The sequence below is a fragment of the Nostoc sp. genome (genome assembly GCF_036917775.1).
Lineage (GTDB): Bacteria > Cyanobacteriota > Cyanobacteriia > Cyanobacteriales > Nostocaceae > Nostoc.
Window position 1 is genome coordinate 103,810 of record NZ_JBALEQ010000021.1, and the last position, 22,916, is coordinate 126,725.

The following is a 22,916-nucleotide window of genomic DNA, read 5'->3' on the forward strand; positions in this document are numbered from 1 at the left end:
TAATGGCTGGATTACGATCAAAAACTTTCACTCTTTAGATAGTTGTCCTTGATAGAAAAAATTCTAATACTAGACTGGAAATTAGCGATCGCAATCCCAAAATTGGGGCATGATTGCGCCAATATTTTTACCTCGAAATTATCTTTTGCAAAAGACAATTTTATGGAAATCAATCCAAGGATAAACTAGGATTTTTGATAAGAGTCAGGCAAACCTACACCTCTTAGGGGCAATTCATAAATTGTCCCTACCTGAAAATAAAGGTTTCTACTATTGTTTGCGTAAGTCCTATTTGAATTTCACAGAAGTGCAACTTCTCTTTGCATTTTGAACCAGTCACAAGTGTTACTTATCTTTGACCTACCAAATCTGCAATTGAGGTTATTAATTCAGTTGGTTTTACTGGCTTGGCAATATGTTTCTGAAAACCAGCTGCTAGAACTCGATTGCGATCGCTTTCTCCTGCATAAGCCGTAAGAGCGATCGCCGGAATTTCCCCTCCCTCTTCCTTTGGCATAGCCCTGAGCAGCCTAATCAGTCTGTAGCCATCCATCTCAGGCATTCCTAAATCACTGATTAATACATCAGGTATGGTCTTGACGATGACAGCCAGCGCCTCAGTTACCGATGCTGCAACAGTTGTTAGTACCCCATTCTGTTGTAGGAAGAAGTGCAAAAACTCCCGTGTATCAGCATCATCATCAACAATTAATATCCGTAGTCCAGCGATCGCTAACGAGTTAAGTTTCTCTGTGCCTCCCCCAGTTTTCTCATCTCCTTTACTTTCTTTGATCACAGGCAGTCTCACAGTAAAAATTGCTCCCTGTCCTTGTCCTGGACTAGCTGCTGTTATAGTTCCACCATGCAGCTCTACCAGGTTGCGAACTATTGCCAATCCCAATCCCAGCCCGCCAACTTTTCTGGTTGTACTGCTATCAGCTTGACGAAAATATTCAAATACGTGGGGGAGGAATTCAGGGGAAATCCCTTGTCCAGTGTCTTTGACTTGAAGAATCAGTGCTGAGTGGGAAGTAAATTCCCTACTTGACGAGAGGCTAACTTCCACTGATCCGTTAGGGGGAGTGAACTTGACAGCGTTCGAGAGTAAATTCCCTACAACTTGCTGTAAGCGATAATAATCGCCCGATACTTTACCAACATTAGGGTCAAGCTGTATTTTTATCTGAATGGATTTGCTTTCTGCGATTAACCGGACTGTTTCTAATGCAGCATCAATTACAGATGCTAGGTTAACAGTGGCAAAAGTCAGGTTCAACTTACCGCGAATAATTCGGGATACATCCAGCAACTCATCAATTAATTGAATCTGCAATTGAGTATTTCTTTCAATGGTTTCTAAAGCCCGATTGGTAGTAGTTTCATCAAATTTGCGGCTTTTGAGTAGCGATGACCAGCCTAAAATGGGGTTGAGTGGCGATCGCAATTCGTGGGAGAGAATGGCGAGAAACTGATCCTTGTTTCGGTTTGCCTGTTTGAGTTCCTCTGCTTGTTGTCTAAGTGTCTGTTCTAATTGCTTCCTTGGGGTTAAGTCCAGAATAAAACAGATCCAAGATGGCGGATCTTTCTCTACCAAAGCACCACCAATTAGGATGGGAATGCGCGAACCATCTTTGCGGATATATTCTTTTTCAAAAGGATTACATACTCCAACCGTTAAAAGTTGCTCTATCCCCTGCTCATCAAGAGCGTGATATTCCGGTGGAGTCATCTGTTTTCTGCGTACCTTACCTGCTAATAGTTCCTCTCGCGTATAACCCACCATTTCCAAAAAAGCCTCGTTTGCCTCAGTAATATGGTCAGGTGTAGCGAACATAATGCCAATAATATTGGAATCAACTAAGCGCCTTAATTGAGCTTCACGCTGGCGCAAATCATTTTCTATCTGTTTACGCCCAGTAATATCCTGAGCAGTACCCATCATCCGAACTGGCTGATCGTCGGCTTCGTAAAAGACACGACCTTTAGCAGCAATCCAATGAATGCTACCATCAGGCCAAAGACTGCGGTATTCAATGTCATACTCAACCTTTTCCTGAAAACAACGAGCGATCGCTTCATTGAGGAGTTGACGATCTTCTGGATGTATGCAGTTGATAAAAAGCTCATAGCTCATTTCGACTTCTGGACCTAGTCCAAATAGCTCTTTACATTTCTCTGTCCAAACTAACTCGTTGGTGGTAATATTCCAAAACCACATACCCAATTCCGCAGCAGTAGTGGCTAACCGAATCCGTTCTTCACTCTCACGCAGGTTTGTTTCAATTTGCTGGCGTTCGCGCAGCGCAGCTTGCTGTTCGGTAATATCAGTACTAGCACCAACAACCCTAACTACGTGACCATTTGTATCCCGGACAGCAAACCCCTGGTCTTGCACCCATACATAGCGGCCATCTTTGTGACGGATTCGATACTCAATGCTATAACGGTTGCCATTGGCCATACTAGCCATGAACTGGTCATTAACTCTTTGTTGGTCATCGGGGTGGATGAGTTGTTGCCACCACTCCAAGGTAGGTTCAGCTTCTTGTTGTGTGTAACCAAAAACCTGTGTTAAACCCTGAGTTCTTTCCACAGTACCTCTGTGAATTTCCCAGTCATAAATTAGGCAATTAACCGCCGCAGCTGCTAGCTCAAACCTTTCGTTACTTTGCCGCAGTGAAATTTCTATATGTCGTCGCTCTGTAATATCAAAAGCAATGCCTAAAAGATATTTCGGGAATCCCTCAACAGTTCTGCTATATACAGTGTCATAGCTACAAAACCAACGCCACTCTCCATTTGCGTGTCGAATCCGATATTCAAAACTGAGGACTTCGCCCTGACGAGCAGAATTAAATCTTTCAAAATAAGCAGGGAGTTGAGCTAAATCTTCAGGGTGTAGAAGTTGGATAAATAAATCCTTTCCCATTGCCTGGATTTCTGCTGGGGTGTAGCCCCAACCTTGAGCAATTTCGTAATTAACATAAGAATTTCGCTGCTCAATCAGGTCATATATGTAAAGTATCCCCGGCAGAGTACCAGCAATTTGTTGGAATAAACGTTGACTATCCCACAGTATCTGAGATTCATTTGCATCAACAAGAGAGGCAGGAGGAACAATCATCTCAGCTTCTGGCTGCAACCAACTTTCTTCTTCAACTTGTTGAGTATCTTCAGTACAGTGACATTTTTCCTCAAGTTGTGCGTACTTCAATTCTGTAATATCCGAAAAAGTTATGACGATCGCAAAGGGAGTGTCTACTCCACCTTGGAACAGAGGTTGTGAAGACAACAATAGCCAGACTAGCTGACCATTTGGTTTATAAAAGCCACACACCACATTCAAGCAAGGTTTACCTGTTTTCTGAACAGCGATCGCTGGGTGAGTTTCGCTAGTTAAAGGAGAGCCATCTTCATGAAGAAATTGCCACTTGGAATCGAGTAAATTCTGCCCTACAAGTTGTCCTGTGGTTAGTCCCAAAATGCGATCGCAAGCTGCACTGCAAGCCTGGATAGTACCATCCGCCAACAGAAGTACCATTCCCTCTTCTCCATTGGCTAAGAGCGAATAATTTGCTTTTTTACTAACTTGCCGATGCAGCAGCTTTTCATTAGCCAGCTGGTTTAGGGACTTTTCCGCGTCTGGCATTCTGTAAAGTTAAATAAATTTAAAGTTAATTTAAGATTCAGCGGCTTGTACTTACATAGATTTTAGCCTTATTTATTCCATTTTTAGGCAAAATACTACTATCTAGTCGGCTTTCTCAGTTGCCGATAACTCTAAATTTAGAAAGCTATCCAGGGAAGGGTATTAAGATTATGCCAAATCAACCTCAAGTATAAAGCAAGTTATGATTATTACGCGATTGACATTATGTACTAATTTTTTAGTTAAAAATTTAAATTTCTTGTGATATATTTCTGTAATCTACAATACCCGTGATGTAGATAATATTGTCGGAGATTTTAAAATTTACTATTATGTCTAGTCAAGAGCCAAATTCTAATCAAGCATTTCAGCAAACACAGGCTACCGGAACAAAGAAGAAGAGATTACAACCTCCCCCAGACATCAAAAAACCAAAGAAAACCGAATAAAAGCTTTATAATCAATCAGTTTTAGAGGCTTAATTTAAATTAAGTCTCTAAAATCAATTGTCATAAAAATAAATCAGCTTATACCAATTCTATGGGAAGCCGCACAAAATCAACCTTGATAAGCTAACGCGCCTACATATTGCAATATTTTCCGTGTAGATCGTGATTAGTCATTTGTGTTTACCAAGGACAAAGGACAACCTCACCAGTTGATGTGCAATCTTATTTGCGTAACAGCTTAAAACAAGGAGCTTAAGCCCCTTGCTCTATACAAATTCAAAAATAATCGAGATTATTTATTTTTCGCTTGAGTCTTTGCCTGTTCTAAAGCTATTTCTTTAATAGCCTGATATGAATTCACATTTGAAGTCCCTTCAATAGCTTTAACTGCCAAATCCTGAACTTGCTTGAGCGCAGATTCAAGTTGTTTAGAAAGATTTTGAATCCGCGTTTCTTGATTAGTAATAGTTTGTTCTAGAGATTGCAGCCTTTGCTCATAGAAACGCTTTTGCCCTTCCACTTCCTTAGAATATAAATCTGATTTTACTTTCGCCTGGTAGTGGGCGATGCCTTTGCCTTCTTCTATAGCTTTTTTGATAGCTGCTTCTTTATCTTTCGGGAAAGCCTCTACCTTAGCTTTTAATTCTTCAAATTGTTTCTCTCTCTCAGAAATTGCTTTCTCTCGTTCAGCCCATTGTTTCTCTGTCTCTTGTAATAATTCTTCTAGTTGTTTATATAGTGCTTTCTGCTCTTGTTCGTATTCGTCACTTTGCAGTTGTCGTTGGAGTTCTAAATTATATTTATACTCTGAGGCATCACGTTGTCGAGTTTTCTTCAAGTTTTCATTCCGTTCTTTTATAGACCGTTGCTGTTCTTCCTGTTCTTTTCCCCAAATATTTCTTTGTTCTAGTATTTCTTGGAATAACACTTCGGAACGCTGGTTATATTCTTCCTGATAAGCTTTCGTATTATCTTCATAAGACTGGATGAGAGTATCCAAGATATCATCAGAAATTTCTAAATTGTGCAGCTGTGTTAATTGTTGGATTTCTTCTTCTAAATTTCGCCTAATTTCTTCCAACTTAGAGGCTTTTGTGGTTAGCTGTTCCGATAATTCATTAGCAGCACTGCCAAAACCTAATTGAATCTTTGCCAAGCTTTCAATTGTATTGTTCATCTTCTGTTGGACACTAGAAAGCTGATTCATAGCTGTTTTTTGTTCTAACTTAGGCTGTTCTTTAGTTCCAGACGGGTTTTCTTTGGCAACTTTTTCAAGTTCAAATTTCAGCGCTGCTTTTTCTTTAGCTAACTCCTCATAAGCCTGAAGAATTTCTACTTTAGTATTCTTATCAGTCGGTTTTTTCACCACCACAACAAACCTCCTCTTCAGGAATTAAAAATGGTTAAGATGCTACAAACTCGTAACTATTTAGGGTTAGAACTACCAAAAGCCCTCATAGCTAAGTCTTGTGCTTGTTTTAATGCAGTTTGCAATTGAGCAGAAATACCTTCTATTTGCTCAGACTGTTTCTTAATTGTTTCTTCCAGAGATTGAATTTTTTGCTCATAACTCTGTTTGTTAGATTCCCATTCTCTCTCAAATAAATCAGCCTCAATTTTAGCTTTTTGGCTTGTTTCTTTAATTGCTTCTTCTCTAGCTTTCTTTACTGCATCTTCCAGTTCATTAGGAAATGTAGTTACCTTTTGTTCATAGTCAGCAAATAGTGGTTGGCGTTCAGCAAATATCTTTTCTCGCTGTGCCCAATCTTTCTCTTTCTTTTGAGAATTTTCTTGTATTTCCCTTTGTTGTTGGCGCTTTATCGCTTCGTAGCTATCTGTATTCAGTTTACGAGTAGTTTCTAACCTATATTGAGATTCTTCTTGTTCTTGCTGGCGCTCTTTGACTAATAAATCGTTATACTCTTGGAGTTTTTCTTCATACTCGGCTTGCTCTTTTTGCCATTCTTTACGCCTAATTGTAATTTCTTTTTCTAGTGCTTCCCTCTTGCTGATAGTATCTTGCTCTAGGGTTTTTAATTTTTCTTGGTGTTCTTGACTTAAAATGTCTAGAGTATCCGCTACAACTCTGATTTGTTGAAGCTCTTGTAAGCGTTGAGTTTCAATTTCTATAGCTCGGTTCAATTCATCTAACTTAGAATTTTCCTGAGCTAGTTTTTCAGATAACGCATTGAGAATACTGCCAAACTCCAATTGTAAATCAGCTAAACCTTTGACAATACTATCAACCGTATATGCAGAAGCTGCTTGCAGAATTTCTTGACTTTTTGCCTTGTCTGCTTCCTCTTGTTTGGTTGCTATTTTAGATTCCAGCTTTTTTCTTTGGATAATAATTTGTTGAAATGCTTGCATTAGTTGTTGTTTGCTGTCTTTGACTCCAACTGTAGTCATCTTCCAACTCCCTTCAATAGGCAAATGATTTATTGGGTAGCAAGCCATACCAATGACTACCCGATGCAGACATCAGAGTAGCCTTTAAATCAACATTTTTAACGCAGTGGAAATACTGAAATGATCAACATAGGACACTTAGGTGGTACGAATTTTCCACAGTTATGTCCTTCTATTTTTCAGGTATAGTTTTCCCTTTGAAATTTATTGGTACTTTTGTACTAAGACAAATATACTTAACCTCATCTCTTTTTGTCAAGATAATGCTTTATATAATTGCGCCACCCAACAAAGTATTAAAAGCTGGCAATCATGGTGATTTAAGAGAATGATGTTGAATATGTTACTTTTTGTAAAGAAAATCTAAAAGAATTAACCCTAGCACAAGCGCCGTAGCCCTAAGGCGAGATAATAAGTTTAATCATGCTAATTGATACAAGCACAGTCCCAGACTTTTGTGATATCAATGTATACCACTGAATCGACCAAATACTCTGCCAGAACGGAAATTGGACAAACCAGCCGTATTCTAGTAGTAGAAGATGAAGAATTAATCCAGGAAATGCTAGCTGTAGCCCTGGAAGAAGAAGGTTACGGGGTGATAACTGCACCCGATGGGCGATCTGCTATAGAGTATCTCAAAAGTTTTGAAACCAACTCAGGGGAAGCTCCCTTTGATTTGATCATTCTTGATTTGATGCTGCCACAAATCAATGGGCTAGATATATGCCGTTTGCTGCGTCATCAAGGCAACCCAGTACCGATTTTAATGCTCAGTGCTAAGGGTAGTGAAACTGACCGCGTTCTGGGGTTGGAGGTGGGAGCAGATGACTACCTGACCAAACCTTTTAGTATGCGTGAGTTAGTAGCTCGTTGTCGCGCTTTACTCCGCCGCCAACGCCTAAGTAATTTGCCACAACTACCAGTATTAAAATTCAAAGATGTTACCTTGAATCCTCAAGAATGTCGGGTGCTAGTTCGTGGTCAAGAGGTGAGCCTTTCACCTAAAGAGTTCCGCTTGCTGGAATTGTTTATGAGTTACGCCCGTCGGGTATGGTCGCGGGAACAATTACTAGATCAGGTTTGGGGGCCAGATTTCGTTGGTGATAGTAAAACTGTAGACGTTCATATTCGCTGGTTGCGCGAAAAATTAGAGCAAGACCCCAGTCATCCCGAATATATTGTGACTGTACGAGGTTTTGGCTATAGGTTTGGATAATTAGTTTAGATAGTTGTTAGTTTTTAGTAGTCACCAACAAACTAACAACTCAAATGCTTTTATTGGGATTTTTTCTGGGTTTAGCAGTAGGCATTGGGTTTTGGATTTGGCAACAGGTTCAACTTAACCGCTACCTGGGGCGCTTATTCCGACCGTTTACCTCGCATTCTTCCAAGAAGGGACTGCTGCTGATTCCTGGTTTATGGCAGGAAATAGCGATGGTGCAACAGCAACGGCAAGATTTGCAGCAATCATTGCAAACTTACCAAGACTTGCTAGATTTTGCACCAGTGGGATATTTGCAGGTAGATGAGGAAAATCAGCTGCTGTGGTGTAATCGGCAGGCGCAGGAAATTTTGTATCTGCAAAGGTGGCAACCAGAAGAAGTACGCTTACTACTAGAGTTAGTACGGTCTTACGAACTTGACCATTTAATTGAGCAAACTCGTGATTGCCAAAAACCACAGACGGGAGAATGGATTTTTCATCCATCTTTTGATGATGCGGCAGAGATGCCAACACTAAAATCTCTGGCTTTGCGGGCATCTAGTTTGCCTTTACCTAATGGACAAGTAGGAGTATTTTTAGAAAATCGTCAACCCCTATTAGACATAAATCAAGTACGCGATCGCTCTTTTTCTGATTTAGCCCATGAACTCAGAACGCCCTTAACTTCAATTCGCTTGGTTGCAGAAACTTTACAAATCCGCTTAGAACCGCCTCTAAATCGCTGGGTTTACCGTTTGATGCAGGAAGTCGATCGGCTGATTAACTTAGTGCAAAGCTGGTTAGACCTCACCCAAATGGAAGCAAACCCAACAATGCAATTGCAAGCCAAAGCTGTAGAATTGCGATCGCTAATTACATCTGTTTGGGAAACACTAGAACCGTTAGCACAGCGCCAACATCTATCTCTTTCTTATTCTGGCCCAGAAAATCTTTGGATTAAAGCAGATCAAGCCCGGATTTTCCAAGTTTTTCTCAACTTGCTGGACAACAGTATTAAATACAGTCCTCCTTCAACAAGTATTCATGTTGAAGCGAAAATCTTATCAACAAAAGATAATGATACTACTTCGCCAATTCTAGAAATAAATCTTATTGATTCTGGAGTCGGTTTTTCTGAGGCAGATTTACCCCACGTTTTTGAGCGATTTTATCGAGGAGATAAGGCGCGAACTCATTCCCCACAAGATAGTAACTCTATCGGGGCGATCGTTGGCAATGGATTAGGATTAGCGATCGTTGAGCAAATTCTGATCGCCCACGGTGGCTCAATCAAAGCTATGAACCATCCAGAAACCGGTGGCGCGTGGATGCAGCTTCAATTTCCTGAAGTTATGGCAAACTCCTTAAGCCAAGACTATAGTTAGTAATATCTTCACCTTTAAGACAACAAGTGTGAAAGCTGTCCATTATGGTTCCAATTCTCAAAGACCCGAACTAGCACGCGCCATTAGGCGCTTAGAACGGGACGTATTACGCATGGGTGCTTTGGTAGAACAATCATTTCGCCTCAGCCACCAAGCGTTATTTGCTCGTAACTTAACAGCAGCAGAGGAACTTCCTCTATTAGATAAAAAGATTGATCGCTTTTATCGTCAAATCGAATCAGACTGTACGGCTATTATGACGCTGAAAGCGCCTACGGCTCAAGATTTGCGCTGCTTGAGCGCCTTTATGCAACTGGTGCGAGACTTAGAGCGCATTGGCGATTATGCTGAAGATTTAGCTGAAATTGCGATTAAAATTTTTCCTTATGCGCCTCATACGTGTTTATCTGAAATTGAATCCATGTCCCTTCACGCGCAGGCGATGCTAGCAACTAGCTTAAAGGCTTTGGGAGATTTCGATGAAGGCGGTGGTCGGCGTTTAAAGCACCTAGATGATACTGTAGACGATGCTTACGATCGCGTTTATCAAACTTTAGCCCAACAACGGGATGTACCTGGTGTAGTCGAGCCAATTGTGCTGCTAGCATTGGCAATTCGTTGTCTGGAACGGATGGCAGATCATGCAACTAATATCGGTCAGAGGGTAGCATATATTGTCACTGGTCAACGCTCTTAATTGACGATTCATGAGTCAGGTCGCTGCGCTCCAATTAAAAATTAAAAATTATTAATTAAAAATTGCAAGACGAGCCAGGATGAGCTTACCGCCGACGCTATCTGTGGGGGCTTTTACCCCAAATTAATTAATTAAAAATTATTATCCTCCTTAATTTTTAATTAAAAAAAGGTTAACTGCCTAAAGTCACTACCTCTAGCTTCCCCCTCTTTTTAAGACTATCCATTACCCGGATCTGTCTCAACATTTACGATAGCGATCGCTTTTGTTTTTCTAACCCTGATTAGTTAGTCGTTAATTCTCAATAAAAACACAGTATTAGCAAGAATATTAAGCGAGAATTTATCAAGTATGCCTAATCCATAAGTCTCTCAGATGCTTATAAAAGAAGGACTAAAAGATTGTAAAAAAGATGTGAGTAACGTATAGCTTTTTAAGCACATGGCTGTTTTAACTTACAACAATTTTGCATAAAAAGCACTGAAGAATGATAAAATTTTGGACTTTTATAGTTGGCAAATTATAGGCATTAAATTTTAATTATTACCACAAAATTATCGACAATAATTATAAAAATGTTAGCTTTTGATTCAGTTTTTCAGAGGCTTTTTTAGAGCTTGGATATCACGTACAAGCCAAAATATAATCACTGCTATGGTTGGTACAAGCGTTAAAAAATCGCATAGTCGTATACCTCGTAGCAGATAGTAAAAAACAGTACTGCTACTACAAAATAGGATGCTAGTAATCACGAATCTTTTTGAATTGGAATCTATATTTAAAGCTACGATTGCCAACAGCACAGAGGAATACCAAGAGCAATACCAAGGAGCAGCAAACAAAAATAATATTAAGGTAATCCATCCTATATTTGTACTAAAACTAGTTGCAGAATATGTTTTTTTTAAATATGGTTTTACCATAATAATTAAATAAGAAATTACAAATATAGAAAAGATTATAGGTTTAAATGTTGAGAATACAGTTGCTTGAAAAGTTACAGGAAGTTTTAGAATTTTATAACTTAGTACATTCTTAATCAAAGAATATAATGAACCACCTACTCTGTCTTTAACGCCAGGATTGAAAAGGCTTGTCCAAGCATCGACTGAAGGTAAAGCTATCAGAGAAGTTGCAAAAATTATAGCTACAGAGATAAAAATGGCACTAAATAAAATTTTCCAACGTTGTTGCTTAATCAAATAAACAAAAATTAGAGGCAACCAAACAATTGGTAATGTTTTAATTAGAAAACCAATCCAAGCTATAACAATTGCAGCTAGATAATTATAGTTTTTAAGGCATATTATCAAAATAATTAAAATAGTAGAAATGAAGACATCTACATGGGCATTTGTAACCTGCTCATACAGAAGTAATGGGCTAAGTAAATATGCAGTTGTTACATTTATCTTATAAGGAGAGTTTTTTAAATGCCCCCAAATTAAGTAACTATTTAATATATGGAATAAAAGACAGATTAATTTAAATACATAAATTCCTAAACTAGGAGTAATTGCAACGAAAAAGGCAGAAAACATAAAAAATAGTTGAGATATAGGCCCATAAGTAGAAGTTTGTTTCCAAACAAGAAATGGAGACAATTCTGAGGTAAATGTGCTTGCAGGATTCAGAAAAGGGTTAATTCCACTTAAATACATTAAACCATAATGTATGTATAAATTAATATCGGTAGTTATTGGATAACCTGCAAAGGCAATTAACAGAAAAAATGAACTATTTTTTAAAATTTTTATAAAACTTATATCTTTTTCCTTATTCTTGTTTATTATTAGCCATACAATATATATAATATTTAAAAAAAGGAATTCTATGCCTGTTCTTATTTGATCAAAGTGGTTGGGAAAATCAGGTAAATATCTACCTGTGGAATTACCTAAAGCATCAAGATAAAAAGAATAAGCTCTGATTGCTAATTCTCCACATAATATTAATGACAAAATAATGGCAAAACCTAATAATATTTTGTTTTTCTTGTTGTTAGATAAAACGTTTGCGTTTAGCATAAAAAATTAATCTTAGTTAAAGTGCATATTTTCAATAAGTAATGCCTAATCTAAATAAAGACCTAATTAATCCCATTCAGTAACGCTTATTGGTAATAACTTAAGCCTTCGCTACTTAGTTTGTATAACTCAACCAAACTATAAATCCCTATTCTATGGTTTTAATTTTGTCAATAACATTTGAGATGCCCTTACCCTGAGTTTAATACAGGTCTTTAAATTAAAAATTAAAATGAAGCTAGATGTTGACCTTGCCAGTCTTAAACATTTCAATTTTCAATATAATTTTCAAATAAATAATGATAATAATTTATTTGGTATTGGATAATTTTATACAATTGAATACATCTTACTCAGGAATACTATAAACTTACTTAAGGAAAACTGAAAATCTTCAATGATTACTCGTTCGCAACACTCAAAAAACAATATAGCAATTAATACAGTAATGCTAAATCATTCGTGAGATGTATATCATTTTTATACCCTTTATGATAAGATTCAATACTGAAAAAGCAACTATAGTCATGTTTGCGACTAAGTACAGGGTGTGTCATGTGGATAAAATCAATAACAAGGTTTATTGAAAACAGCCAAGATAATGGTGACATTAAACAAGCAAATGCAGTTAATATGGCACACTGTGGATATAGCCATGAAGCAATAATGTTAATACTATGTGTGTCTAGTTGTTTCATCAGTAAATGGAAAAAATCATTTTTTCAAAGGGTAACTGAAGGTTTAAAGCTTACACATAAAGGAAGTTATGGACTTCTGAATATATAAAAGGTGCAGAGATAATAGACAAGAGTTTTAAACCCACCTCTGTTGAGAAGGCAGTAGGCAAATGTCAAACTTTTCAGAACATCTAACTAAATGTAACAAAAAACTTTGGCTAACCAGGTTCAGTCAATAAAGCGTGCAGATGTTCGACTCTATTTCCTTTAGTCTTTACGGATAAATGTGAAATTATGAAAACAAACTCATCCAACTCGCTGTTAGCAGTACCAACGGGGCCACTAAAGATTTCAGAGTTGCCCCCTAATAATGCGCGTACAAGTAGTGAATCTATCCATCTATCTCTAGTAATTCCTACTTATAAAGAGCGTGACAACATCCAAAATGTGGTCAGTATATTGAGTCAGTTACTCGATGAATCAATTCCAGGAAACTATGAACTAATTGTGGTAGATGATGATAGCCCAGACCGAACTTGGGAAATAGCACAATCTCTGACAACAGAATACCCTCAGTTGCGGGTGATGCGACGAGAACAAGAACGGGGGCTATCTTCGGCAGTGATTCGTGGGTGGCAAGCAGCTACGGGAAGTGTGTTAGGGGTAATTGATGGAGATTTGCAGCATCCGCCAGAGGTGCTAATGCAACTGTTGCGTAGTGTTGAGCAGGGAGCAGATTTGGCAGTAGCTAGTCGTCATGTTGAAGGAGGCGGTGTTAGTAGCTGGAGTGTTGTCAGACGTTTATTGTCTCGTGGCGCTCAATTATTAGGCTTGGTTATTCTACCGGGAGTACTGGGCAGAGTTTCCGACCCGATGAGTGGTTATTTTATGGTGCGCCGAAGTGCGATCGCTAATGCAACACTCAATCCAGTGGGATACAAAATTCTTTTAGAAGTAATCGGTCGGGGAAAGGTAGATGAAGTTGCCGAAGTTGGATATGTATTTTGTGAACGCAAAGAGGGTGAAAGCAAAGTTACATGGAAACAATACATAGATTACATTCACCATTTAGTAAGGTTACGGCTAACTGGAGGTAATAAAAAACCAGAACTTACTCAACAAACGGGTTTCCCCATTGGTCGATTTATCCGCTTTGGCTTAGTAGGACTGAGTGGGGTATTTGTGGATATGACAATTCTTTATTTACTCAGCGATCCCACTACCTTGGCTTGGCCTCTAACACGTAGCAAAATTATAGCTGGTGAAATTGCGATTTTAAATAATTTCTTGTGGAATGACGCTTGGACATTTGCTGATGTCAGCGCCAGACAGCAAGAATGGCATCAACGCCTGAAGCGGTTTTTGAAGTTCAACGCCATTTGCCTTGCTGGATTGGTATTGAATGTACTGATATTAAATTTGGTATTCAATTTTATTATTCCTAACCGTTATATTGCAAACTTTATTGCGATCGCAGTTGCTACTATCTGGAATTTCTGGATTAATTTGAAACTTAGCTGGCGTGTCACCGAGGTAAAATAATTACAACGAGATTTTGATTTTTGCCTTTAGAACAAACTAAAATCTCAGGCTAGAGGTAAATATTGGAGTAAGACTTCTTGGGCTTCTACGGCATAAAGGGTAACGCTTTGAGGATAGCCAAAAACGCTCAATTTATCGGAGTATTGAATTTTTACTCGTCCACAACGAACAACTAGCAATGCAACTCTTGCTATCCGCTTTCGACGTAGGTCTGCGGGTACATTAATGATATAAGTACCTTCACACGGCTGGTGACTCAAGTAGCCATAGAGTAGGGGCGCAAGGTCTTGCACCCCTACAAAATATACAAATAATTTTGGATAATTTATTTTTTGGAAGTCCCATAAAAATTGTAGAGACGCAAATTTTAATTTGCGTCTCTACAAAAGTTTTGATTGGGGTAGGAATCAAAATCCTTGCGCGAATGGCAAACGAGCTAAGGTTCTCAGAAGATCGCCAGCTAAGTTGAGTGCTAAGAAAGCTAAGATCGGAGAAAAATCCATACCGCCCAATGGGGGAATAATTGAGCGGAATAGATTCAAATAAGGATCGCTGATCTGGGCTAAAGCGGCAAATGGCTGGTTATACCAGTTGATTGTCGGGAACCAGGTCAACAAAACCCGGATAATTAGCAAATAGCTATAAAAGGTGACAAAGGTAACTAGTGTCGTAATCAGTAAACTCATAGATGGCTTGGTTTCCTACTAAGTGTCAAACGCGGTCTTATCTTTCTAATTTTAATTTAGTCTATGTCATGGAGTTTGCAGATTTGCTACTGGCCACACAAGACATTTTCACCACGCCTGAACTAACTTCAGGAGTCTTTAGTGAGGGTGCGATCGTTGCTGGCTTGGGGTGAATCACCATTTACATTTCCTAGCTGCTTTCGCACATCATCAATTGTGGCATTTAGCTGGGCAATTTTATCTTCTAGCGATCGCCTAGCCGTTTCTATGCCGATGCTCTCACTCTCTGAGGCTTTCATCTGACGGCGCTTTGCTGCTATTTTTTTCGCTTCAACTTGGCTATCCGTCAGTTCTACCTCGTCGTCTGCTACCAATTCTGGATTGCGTCGAGAAGCAATCAGTGCGCCTATAACACCGCCAAATACGCCACCGACAAAGGCCCCTGCTAAAAAACCACTGCCAAAACCATCTCGTTGACTCATATCTTTACCGCCTTCAACAAACCTTGCAACTTTTACAGTAGTTATGCTATCTTTATCCGCCCTAGCTGCATACTAGCTTAAGTCCCAAATGTGCGATCGCCTGCATCTCCTAATCCCGGTACAATAAACCCTTTACTGTTCAGTTTTTCGTCAATAGTAGCGGTGTAAACGATTAAACCTGGGTAAGCTTCACTCAGTTTTTGCAAAGCTGGTGGAGCCGCCACTACGCAAACAATCCGGGTCAGGGAAGGATCGGCACCCCGTTGTGTTAATTCTGCCATTGTAGCCATGATCGACCCTCCTGTTGCCAACATGGGATCGGTAATTAACACTCGTGTTTGGGGGTCAAATTTTTCTGGCAACTTGTTCAGATAACAATGAGGTTGGAGTGTTTCTTCATCTCGCGCCAAGCCAAGATGATAAACCGATGCTAAAGGTAATAAAGTCTGCGCTCCTTCGAGTAATCCTAATCCAGCTCGCAGAATCGGTACTACTGCTACTGGTATTTGCGGATCGATCACAGTTGCTGGACAGGTATCTAAAGGAGTCTGCACTGTTGTTTCTTGGGTCGGCAACCAGTCTCGCGCAGCTTCATAAGTCAACCATCTTCCCAACTCAGTCATGGCGCTGCGAAATAATACTGAAGGCGTGCCTGCATCACGGGCGACTGCCAGCCAGTGTTTGATCAGGGGATGGGGTGGAACATAAACGCGCAATTGTAGCGTCATAGCCAGAAATAGGCGACTTTTTATTGTACAAGAACTGAAACACCATAATACTCTTTCCTGCATCCTGCTGACCAAAAGGTAGGGGAGCAGAGAGCAGGGGGCAGGGGGGAAAAGTCTGGAATTTCCCAGCAATTAAGGGTTTCAATCCTCTAAAATTATTCATGCTCAAAACACAAATATTTATTACTCTCCGAAAAACCGCTACGCTTCTATGATAAGCAACGCACGGGGTTTATCAAGGAAGGCAGGAGGCAGAGGGCAGGAGGCAGGAGGAAAACTGCTCTCTGCCTCCTGCCCGTGACCGTTCGCGCAGCGTCTCGCAGAGAAGGGAACAAGGGTTTAAAACCCCGCCGTCTACACGGCGCTTACAATTTGGTTGGGGTTTGAATCCCCATCCAAATTGCGCCTCCTGCCTCCTGCCTCTTTCAAACGTTCTGATTTCAAAAGCCTAAACTTATTAATGAGGTTCTCCCCCTAGCTAGAAAGCTTCCTGCCCTTTTCCTGTTCGTTGACAGCTAAAATTAATACTCTCTAATTTATTGAGAAATTATTTCATTAGTAGTTGACATCTATTCTCAATCAAAGCTATATTAATATCCAGTGTTCTCCTCTCTTTTAAGGATCGGCAGACGGGATTAGCCAGCAGTAGCAGGCTCGTCCCTCTTTTTTTTGATTGGTCATTGGTCATGTGTCATTTGTCCTTGGTCATTAGTCATTAGTTAAATTTAAATATTAGACAAAAAGGACAAATACTTCTCTACGAGAGGCTACGCGTTAGCGGAGCTTTGGCTTTAGCGATACGCTCAGTACAAATGACAAAGGACAAATGACAAAGGACAAATGACAAATGACAAATGACGCAATCGTAATTGGGTCTGGTATTGGCGGATTAGTAACAGCGACTCAACTAGCCGCTAAGGGGGCGAAAGTGCTGGTGCTGGAACGTTATTTGATTCCAGGCGGTAGCGCAGGCTATTTTGAACGCCAAGGCTATCGATTTGATGTTGGCGCATCGATGATTTTTGGGTTGGGACAAAACGGCACTACAAACTTACTTACCCGCGCTTTGGCAGCTGTGAATGTTAGCCAAGATGCGATCGCAGATCCGGTACAGATTCACTATCACCTACCCCAAGGTTTAGACCTGAAGGTTGACCGGGTATATGAAAAATTTTTGCAAAATCTTATTGCTCATTTTCCCCATGAAGAAAAAGGGATTCGTCGCTTTTATGACGAATGCCAAAAAGTATTCAAGTGTCTCAACAGCATGGATTTACTGTCGTTGGAAGAACCTCGGTATCTACTGCGGGTATTTTTCCAGCATCCTTTGGCGTGTCTCGGTTTAGTTAAGTATCTGCCCCAAAATGCTGGGGATTTTGCCAGACGCTACATCAAAGATCCCGAACTACTAAAATTTATCGATATGGAATGTTATTGCTGGTCGGTGGTTCCGTCAGACATGACACCAATGATTAATGCTGGGATGGTCTTTTCTGACAGGCATTATGGCGGAGTTAACTATCCTAAAGGCGGAGTAGGACAAATTGCCCAAAAACTGGTGGAAGGTCTAGAGAAAGCTGGGGGTAAAATTCAATACCAAGCTAGAGTCACGAAAATCCTCACAGAAAACGGAAAAGCGGTAGGTGTGCAACTGGCGAATGGTAAAATATATCGGGGTAAACGCATAGTTTCTAACGCCACACGCTGGGATACATTTGAGCAACTACTACCAGCAGAAGAAATCCCATTTAATGCGAAAAAGTATCAACAAAATTATCAAAAATCTCCTAGCTTCTTGAGTTTACATATAGGGGTAAAAGAGTCAGTTTTAGCTGTGGGGACAGAGTGCCACCATATTTTGCTGGAAGGTTGGGAAAAGATGACAGCAGTGGAAGGGACAATTTTTGTTTCGATTCCCACATTGCTTGACCCAGATTTAGCGCCAAGTGGATATCACATCATTCATGCCTTCACACCTCACTGGATTGATGATTGGCAAGAACTTTCTCCAAGCGAGTACGAAGCGAAGAAAGAAGAGGCGGCTGGGCGAATTATTGACCGCCTAGAGAAGATTTTTCCTGGCTTAGATGCTGGATTGGATTATCTAGAGGTAGGCACACCCCGCACCCATCGCCGCTTTTTGGGTCGTCAGGATGGCACTTATGGGCCAATTCCCAGGCGTAAGTTGCGGGGGTTATTGAAGATGCCCTTTAATCGCACAGCCATTCCAGGACTTTATTGTGTCGGGGATAGTACCTTTCCTGGTCAGGGATTGAATGCAGTAGCTTTTTCTGGGTTTGCTTGCGCCCACCGGATTGCTGTAGATTTAGGATTTTAATGCGATCGCAGCGCTTGGCTGCTAATCTAAGAAAATTAAATATTAACTCAGATCAGTTAATTTAATTATTTTGGTACCTACCTTTAGATAGATAGGGTAAACCCTATACGGTTGCTCATCAAAAATCGCTTGCTAGTAATGAAAAATAAAACTTTATAGACGAAAAGTCTAACATACATATTTGATTTATTTTGTCAATGTGTAATCTCTAGTATCAGCGAATAAATTAGTAAGACCTTCTCAGGGCTTAATATATATTCATGCTTTCAGTAGATGCCGTTATGACTTGATAAATGTGACTATGTATATGTTCTCGAACAATAAATAGTTGCTTTGTTGTCAAGATAAAAAATTCAGATTTTATCTGACTCTAGTAACTTTGGTTTTTAGCCAATTGTTTGATGTTTTGAGAAGGTAACATAATGAATAAAATCCTAAAACGCGCACTTCTACCCAGCCTCATGGCTGCAAGTTTAGCTGGTGTAACTTTGGTTCCTGCTAAACCTGCTGCTGCTGATGACCAAGTACTACGAGATGCAGGTATTGGGGCTGTTACCAACGTCGTCACCGGAGCCGTTAGGGGAAATGGTGGTGTATTAGGCAATGCCGTCAAAGGTGGTGTCACTGGTGCAGCCGTCAATGGTGCAAATGGTCTGAGAAACACTCGCAATCGCCGTCACCGGAACATTGGTCAAGATGTCGGAGTCGGTGCAGGTGCTAGCGCTGTGACCGGCGTAGTTACTGGCGATAGCAGAGATACCCTTGGGAATGCTGTTGATGGTGCCGCTGTAGGTGCAGCAATCCATCTACTGACCAATGGCAAATAATTCGTAAATTCATCAGCGAAAATACTTCCCAATTGTTAACAGGTTCCACTTGTAAACACTACGAATTTATTCCTCCCCTAATTCCTCTCCTTTAAGGAGAATTAAAGACAACCCCCTTTCCCTACTAGGGAAAGGGGGTTGGTGGGTTAGATTGATATTAGTATATATGCCACTGTCACATTTAGATGACGTTACACTTAATATTAAACTCTAGCCCTTCAACGCTTTTCTAAAGTTTCGACGATAGGATTGATTCGTAATAAACAAAGCTGGCCATAGCAAGGATAAACCAATGCGATTGCTCAAAGTTTGATTAAAATTAGTCCGTCCAAATCCATTCCAAAACTTCCAAACGCCACCTCCGTAAACCCCTATCAAGCCAATAACAATTAAAGTACCCATTCCTATCAACTCCGTTAGTAACTGACAGAATTTAAGTTAAGTTTTACCACACTAGGTAAGCACTTCATCAGCAACGCCGAGAGGTATGATAAAACTCCCCAGTTTTTTACATCTAAGTCAGTTAAACACACCTTCTCTGATTCCAGTGTAGAATAGCCCCATGCTTTGCAGCTAGCTAGAAGCTCATATATTGCATTCCGTTAGAACCTTTGAGCTAAATGCACAAAGTCGTATTTGTGGCTAAAAGCTTGCTGTAGTGATAAAAAAGTATAAATTATGATGCTAAAAATTAAGCTTAGACAACACAAAACACTCATCTAATTTTAGATGTTGTGGGAGCGATCGCTGTCAAAAACCCATATATTGCTAAAAATGGGCACCAGAGACATTTATTCTACTTATCATAACTTTGTGGCATACCCACTGGTGATAAACCTGCGATCGCTCTAAGATTTTGACAACGAATCAACTCAGTAAAATTTAAACCAGAACGCCCTTCAATTTTTGCTACCGCCTCAATTGCCAACAATAGGTGCTGCGCTGCTTCAGCTTCTGAATAACCGCGCCGTTGTGCTATGCGAATTGCTGCTGCATCGGCATTTAACTGTGACTCTTGAGATTTATTAGTGCGCCAGATCCGAAAAGCAGCGATCGCACTTAATCCCCCAGCTATGGCTACACCCACCACATCTGACTGTGATGCTTCTAATAAGCCGCCTAACATCCCCACTAGCACGACACCTTGATAAATGTTGGGTTTAAACCACTTCACCCCCGTCAACCAGCTAACCATCTGCAACAGTAGCAAGTCTCGTTGCGGCTTTGCTAGGCTACGCCATAAATCGAAATTAATATATATTGGTCGCGTCTGATTCCAGGGTTGGGGAAAGGACGCATCAATCACTTTTGCCTGTTCCGGCTTACTAACGATTTTTGTCGTCATCCGGCCAGAAGCAGGCATTACATCTAATAAACGGCGAATTTCAACATTTGGCTCCATAAATTTAATTATTAGCCATAATGTGCATAGTAATTATTTTAGTTACCATTTGTGTTAACCTTTGATTTGTGAGATGCGATCGCAATCTTTCTAGATAGTTATTCTATTAGTGAAAATCTCTGGAAATGGCAATTTGTAAATAGTTTAGACAAAGCCATAAGAATTTTGATAAAGCAATTTGATAGTGTGGCGGGATTTTATAGTATCCGTTTGCCCCCAAGTTCAAAACCTGAAAGTTTTGGATCACCATTGATATTACTGTAACGATATGGACGCTTTTGCTACCCTCCCACCTGAATGGACGAATCAGGCAATCCATGCTTATGAATTTTGCTGTCCTAATTGCCACTCAACTAGCCGAGAAGCTGAAAAAGTTTGGCTAAATCGGCGATCGCCTGTACTTACAGAAGACCGTCGTCGCAAATGGCAAGAGTTTTATTATTGCCACTGTGGTACTGTGTGGTGGGCTTGGAGTAGCGATCGCCCCCCTAAAGATATATCCAATCAGCCCGATTATAATCCTACATAGCTAATTTTTTTCCTAAACAAAACCCCACCTTAAGGCGGGGTTTTGTTTATATAATTCTCAGCTTTGCTAATTTTAGAAGGTGAATGTAGTACGTAGAGTACCTACATAAATAGTATCGTTGGCATCGTTATGCTCTGGATTGAAGATTACCAATACGCCAGGAGTTACCTGAATATTATCGGAAAGCTTGAACTTATAAAGACCCTCTAAGTGATAAGATGTGTCGTCGTCTAAGTTAACATTGGCGGCAACATTTTTAATGCTACCACCAGTAACTTTAGGTGGTTGACCAAAGATAACACCTAAGACGTTGCCTTCTCCACCAAAGTCTTTCAAAGCAAGCGCCCCAGCCCAGTACCAAACATCTGCATCTCTACCCACGTTAGCACCAGTCCTAGCATCAGCAGTTGTATAACCCCCCCAACCACTAACAGCTAAGGTAGAGCTAAGTTGGAAGGTAGCTTCTATACCGTAGTTGTTAGATTCAGTACGAATATTATTCCCAAAAGGATTGTTGGCAAAAGTACTACCTGTACCTTGGAAGAGGTTGTTGTTGGCAGCATTGCCAGCGAAGTAACTACGGGCGTAGGTTAAACCAATATTGAAGGCTTTGGTAGGTTTGAAAGTTAATTGACCGAAGATGGTATTATCACCATCTATCAGCCCGTTATTAAGGGCGGGATTACTAGCACCAAAGATAGTTGTAACACCATTAGTAGTACTGGAAGTACTTCCTGCTAAATAAGCACCAGTCAAGCTGATAGCTTCGTTAGGATTGAAGGTAACTGTCAACCCAGCACCATTTTGACCTTGACGGTAAATTGGACTGAAACGTCCATAGCGAGAGAGCGCACCTCTACCAGAGCTTGCAAAGTCAGGGTTGAAGGTGTTTACGTTTTCGTATAATTCACCACCACTAGCGTCAATTTTGACACGCACTGCGTCAGTAAAATTGAAAGCATAGTTGATTTTATCAATCGCAACAGAGTTGTCAGTACCACCATCAAAACCTAAACGGGTCATGTTAGTACCAGTGCCGCTTGCAACACCAGCAGTGATACTACCAGTATTGGAAATGATATTGCCAGCATTCAAACGGATTTGCAATTGGTCTGTACCAAAGAAACTGCTGTACAAGTTCAAACGCACCCGATCAGAAAAAGTGGTGTTGTAATTCAAGTCTGGATTATTATTAGCATCGAGGTCTAAATCAGCCCGATCTCCACCAAAAACATCAGACACGGCAAAAATTGCTTCTCCAACCAACTTGGTAGTAGTGGAAAACTGATTGGCTTCTAGTTCAGAAGTGCGGGCTTCTAATCCATCCACACGACCACGCAGAGTTGCTAATTCAGCAGAATATTCTTCTTGTAAGCGCTGTAAAGTAGCTAAATCTTGTTTGCTGACTAAATCAGCAGTAGCTGTAGCAATCAGTTCGTTAACCCGATCTAAACAGGCATTCAAACCTGCGGCAAATTCATAACGGGTCAAAGCACGGTTCCCACGATAAGTACTGTTGGGATAACCTGCAATACAGCCATAACGCTCAACTAGAGATTGTAAAGCTTGGAATGCCCAATCTGTAGGTTGCACATCTGAAAATTGCGAAACTGATGTTACCTGACTCATATTATTAGAGTCTTGAGCTTCAGATAACTGGGCAGCATTTGTTACTTGTTCGTTGACTTCAGCAGCTAGAGCGCTATTAGCCACAAAAAATGTAGCAGCTACAATAACTGGGCTAACCTTAAAAAGATTCCAGAATCGTTTTGTCATGTTTTTACTTTCACTCACACCTAAATAACCCGACCACTGTAAAACGCTTATAACACTTTACTTTCGGGAATTCTACACACAATCACAGACACGATTATACATTACA

General features: G+C 40.2%; 18 protein-coding genes. 7 read left to right on the forward strand and 11 right to left on the reverse strand.

Annotated elements, in window-relative coordinates; genetic code table 11:
* Nucleotides 1–349: 349 nt before the first annotated feature.
* The 3 genes from V7K69_RS03260 to V7K69_RS03270 all read right to left on the reverse strand — a co-directional run bounded on the left by V7K69_RS03260 (nt 350) and on the right by V7K69_RS03270 (nt 6,507).
* A complete protein-coding gene (locus V7K69_RS03260) occupies nt 350–3,649 on the reverse strand; it encodes a PAS domain-containing protein (RefSeq protein WP_335031374.1) in 3,300 nt (1,099 codons plus the stop codon).
* Between the two features lie 741 nt (nt 3,650–4,390).
* A complete protein-coding gene (locus tag V7K69_RS03265; protein ID WP_335031376.1) occupies nt 4,391–5,470 on the reverse strand; it encodes a hypothetical protein in 1,080 nt (359 codons plus the stop codon).
* Nucleotides 5,471–5,523: 53 nt separating this feature from the next.
* On the reverse strand, nt 5,524–6,507 hold the full coding sequence (locus tag V7K69_RS03270) for a hypothetical protein (protein WP_335031378.1): 984 nt from the start codon (nt 6,505–6,507) through the stop codon (nt 5,524–5,526).
* Between the two features lie 466 nt (nt 6,508–6,973).
* Between V7K69_RS03270 and V7K69_RS03275 the strand changes: the two genes are divergently transcribed.
* From V7K69_RS03275 to phoU, 3 genes are read left to right on the forward strand one after another with little or no spacing between them, the layout of a single operon-like run.
* The gene (locus V7K69_RS03275; RefSeq protein ID WP_335031380.1) at nt 6,974–7,726 is read left to right on the forward strand and encodes a response regulator transcription factor; all 753 of its coding nucleotides are present in this window, start codon (nt 6,974–6,976) and stop codon (nt 7,724–7,726) included.
* 53 nt (nt 7,727–7,779) lie between these two features.
* Nucleotides 7,780–9,099 carry an ATP-binding protein gene (locus tag V7K69_RS03280; RefSeq protein ID WP_335031381.1) on the forward strand — a complete coding sequence of 440 codons (1,320 nt, stop codon included), beginning with the start codon at nt 7,780–7,782 and terminating at the stop codon, nt 9,097–9,099.
* 28 nt (nt 9,100–9,127) lie between these two features.
* Nucleotides 9,128–9,796, forward strand: coding sequence for a phosphate signaling complex protein PhoU (phoU, locus tag V7K69_RS03285; protein WP_335031383.1), 669 nt, complete (start codon nt 9,128–9,130; stop codon nt 9,794–9,796).
* Between the two features lie 590 nt (nt 9,797–10,386).
* On the opposite strand, the gene V7K69_RS03290 is transcribed toward phoU, so the two are convergent.
* Nucleotides 10,387–11,823, reverse strand: a complete 1,437-nt coding sequence (locus V7K69_RS03290; protein WP_335031385.1) for a hypothetical protein — start codon at nt 11,821–11,823, stop codon at nt 10,387–10,389.
* A gap of 971 nt (nt 11,824–12,794) precedes the next feature.
* Between V7K69_RS03290 and V7K69_RS03300 the strand changes: the two genes are divergently transcribed.
* Nucleotides 12,795–14,042, forward strand: coding sequence for a glycosyltransferase (locus V7K69_RS03300; protein ID WP_335031387.1), 1,248 nt, complete (start codon nt 12,795–12,797; stop codon nt 14,040–14,042).
* A 44-nt stretch (nt 14,043–14,086) separates the two neighbouring features.
* Here V7K69_RS03300 and V7K69_RS03305 read toward each other — a convergent pair whose 3' ends face one another.
* The 4 genes from V7K69_RS03305 to upp form a co-directional block, all read right to left on the reverse strand.
* Nucleotides 14,087–14,335, reverse strand: coding sequence for a hypothetical protein (locus tag V7K69_RS03305; protein ID WP_335031389.1), 249 nt, complete (start codon nt 14,333–14,335; stop codon nt 14,087–14,089).
* 114 nt (nt 14,336–14,449) lie between these two features.
* Nucleotides 14,450–14,728: a YggT family protein gene (locus V7K69_RS03310; RefSeq protein ID WP_012410570.1), complete on the reverse strand. Its 279-nt coding sequence runs from the start codon at nt 14,726–14,728 to the stop codon at nt 14,450–14,452.
* Between the two features lie 128 nt (nt 14,729–14,856).
* A complete protein-coding gene (locus V7K69_RS03315; protein WP_335031391.1) occupies nt 14,857–15,210 on the reverse strand; it encodes a hypothetical protein in 354 nt (117 codons plus the stop codon).
* Nucleotides 15,211–15,287: 77 nt separating this feature from the next.
* On the reverse strand, nt 15,288–15,938 hold the full coding sequence (gene upp / locus V7K69_RS03320; RefSeq protein ID WP_335031393.1) for a uracil phosphoribosyltransferase: 651 nt from the start codon (nt 15,936–15,938) through the stop codon (nt 15,288–15,290).
* Between the two features lie 847 nt (nt 15,939–16,785).
* Here upp and crtH point away from each other — a divergent pair.
* A complete protein-coding gene (gene crtH / locus V7K69_RS03325; protein WP_335031395.1) occupies nt 16,786–18,276 on the forward strand; it encodes a carotenoid isomerase in 1,491 nt (496 codons plus the stop codon).
* Between the two features lie 422 nt (nt 18,277–18,698).
* On the forward strand, nt 18,699–19,103 hold the full coding sequence (locus V7K69_RS03330; RefSeq protein WP_335031397.1) for a hypothetical protein: 405 nt from the start codon (nt 18,699–18,701) through the stop codon (nt 19,101–19,103).
* Nucleotides 19,104–19,313: 210 nt separating this feature from the next.
* On the opposite strand, the gene V7K69_RS03335 is transcribed toward V7K69_RS03330, so the two are convergent.
* The gene (locus V7K69_RS03335; RefSeq protein WP_114082888.1) at nt 19,314–19,505 is read right to left on the reverse strand and encodes a hypothetical protein; all 192 of its coding nucleotides are present in this window, start codon (nt 19,503–19,505) and stop codon (nt 19,314–19,316) included.
* A 394-nt stretch (nt 19,506–19,899) separates the two neighbouring features.
* Nucleotides 19,900–20,505, reverse strand: coding sequence for a DUF3318 domain-containing protein (locus V7K69_RS03340; protein ID WP_335031400.1), 606 nt, complete (start codon nt 20,503–20,505; stop codon nt 19,900–19,902).
* A gap of 268 nt (nt 20,506–20,773) precedes the next feature.
* Between V7K69_RS03340 and V7K69_RS03345 the strand changes: the two genes are divergently transcribed.
* Nucleotides 20,774–21,034: a hypothetical protein gene (locus tag V7K69_RS03345; protein WP_012410563.1), complete on the forward strand. Its 261-nt coding sequence runs from the start codon at nt 20,774–20,776 to the stop codon at nt 21,032–21,034.
* 72 nt (nt 21,035–21,106) lie between these two features.
* On the opposite strand, the gene V7K69_RS03350 is transcribed toward V7K69_RS03345, so the two are convergent.
* Nucleotides 21,107–22,810 carry an iron uptake porin gene (locus tag V7K69_RS03350; protein WP_335031402.1) on the reverse strand — a complete coding sequence of 568 codons (1,704 nt, stop codon included), beginning with the start codon at nt 22,808–22,810 and terminating at the stop codon, nt 21,107–21,109.
* Nucleotides 22,811–22,916 lie beyond the last annotated feature (106 nt).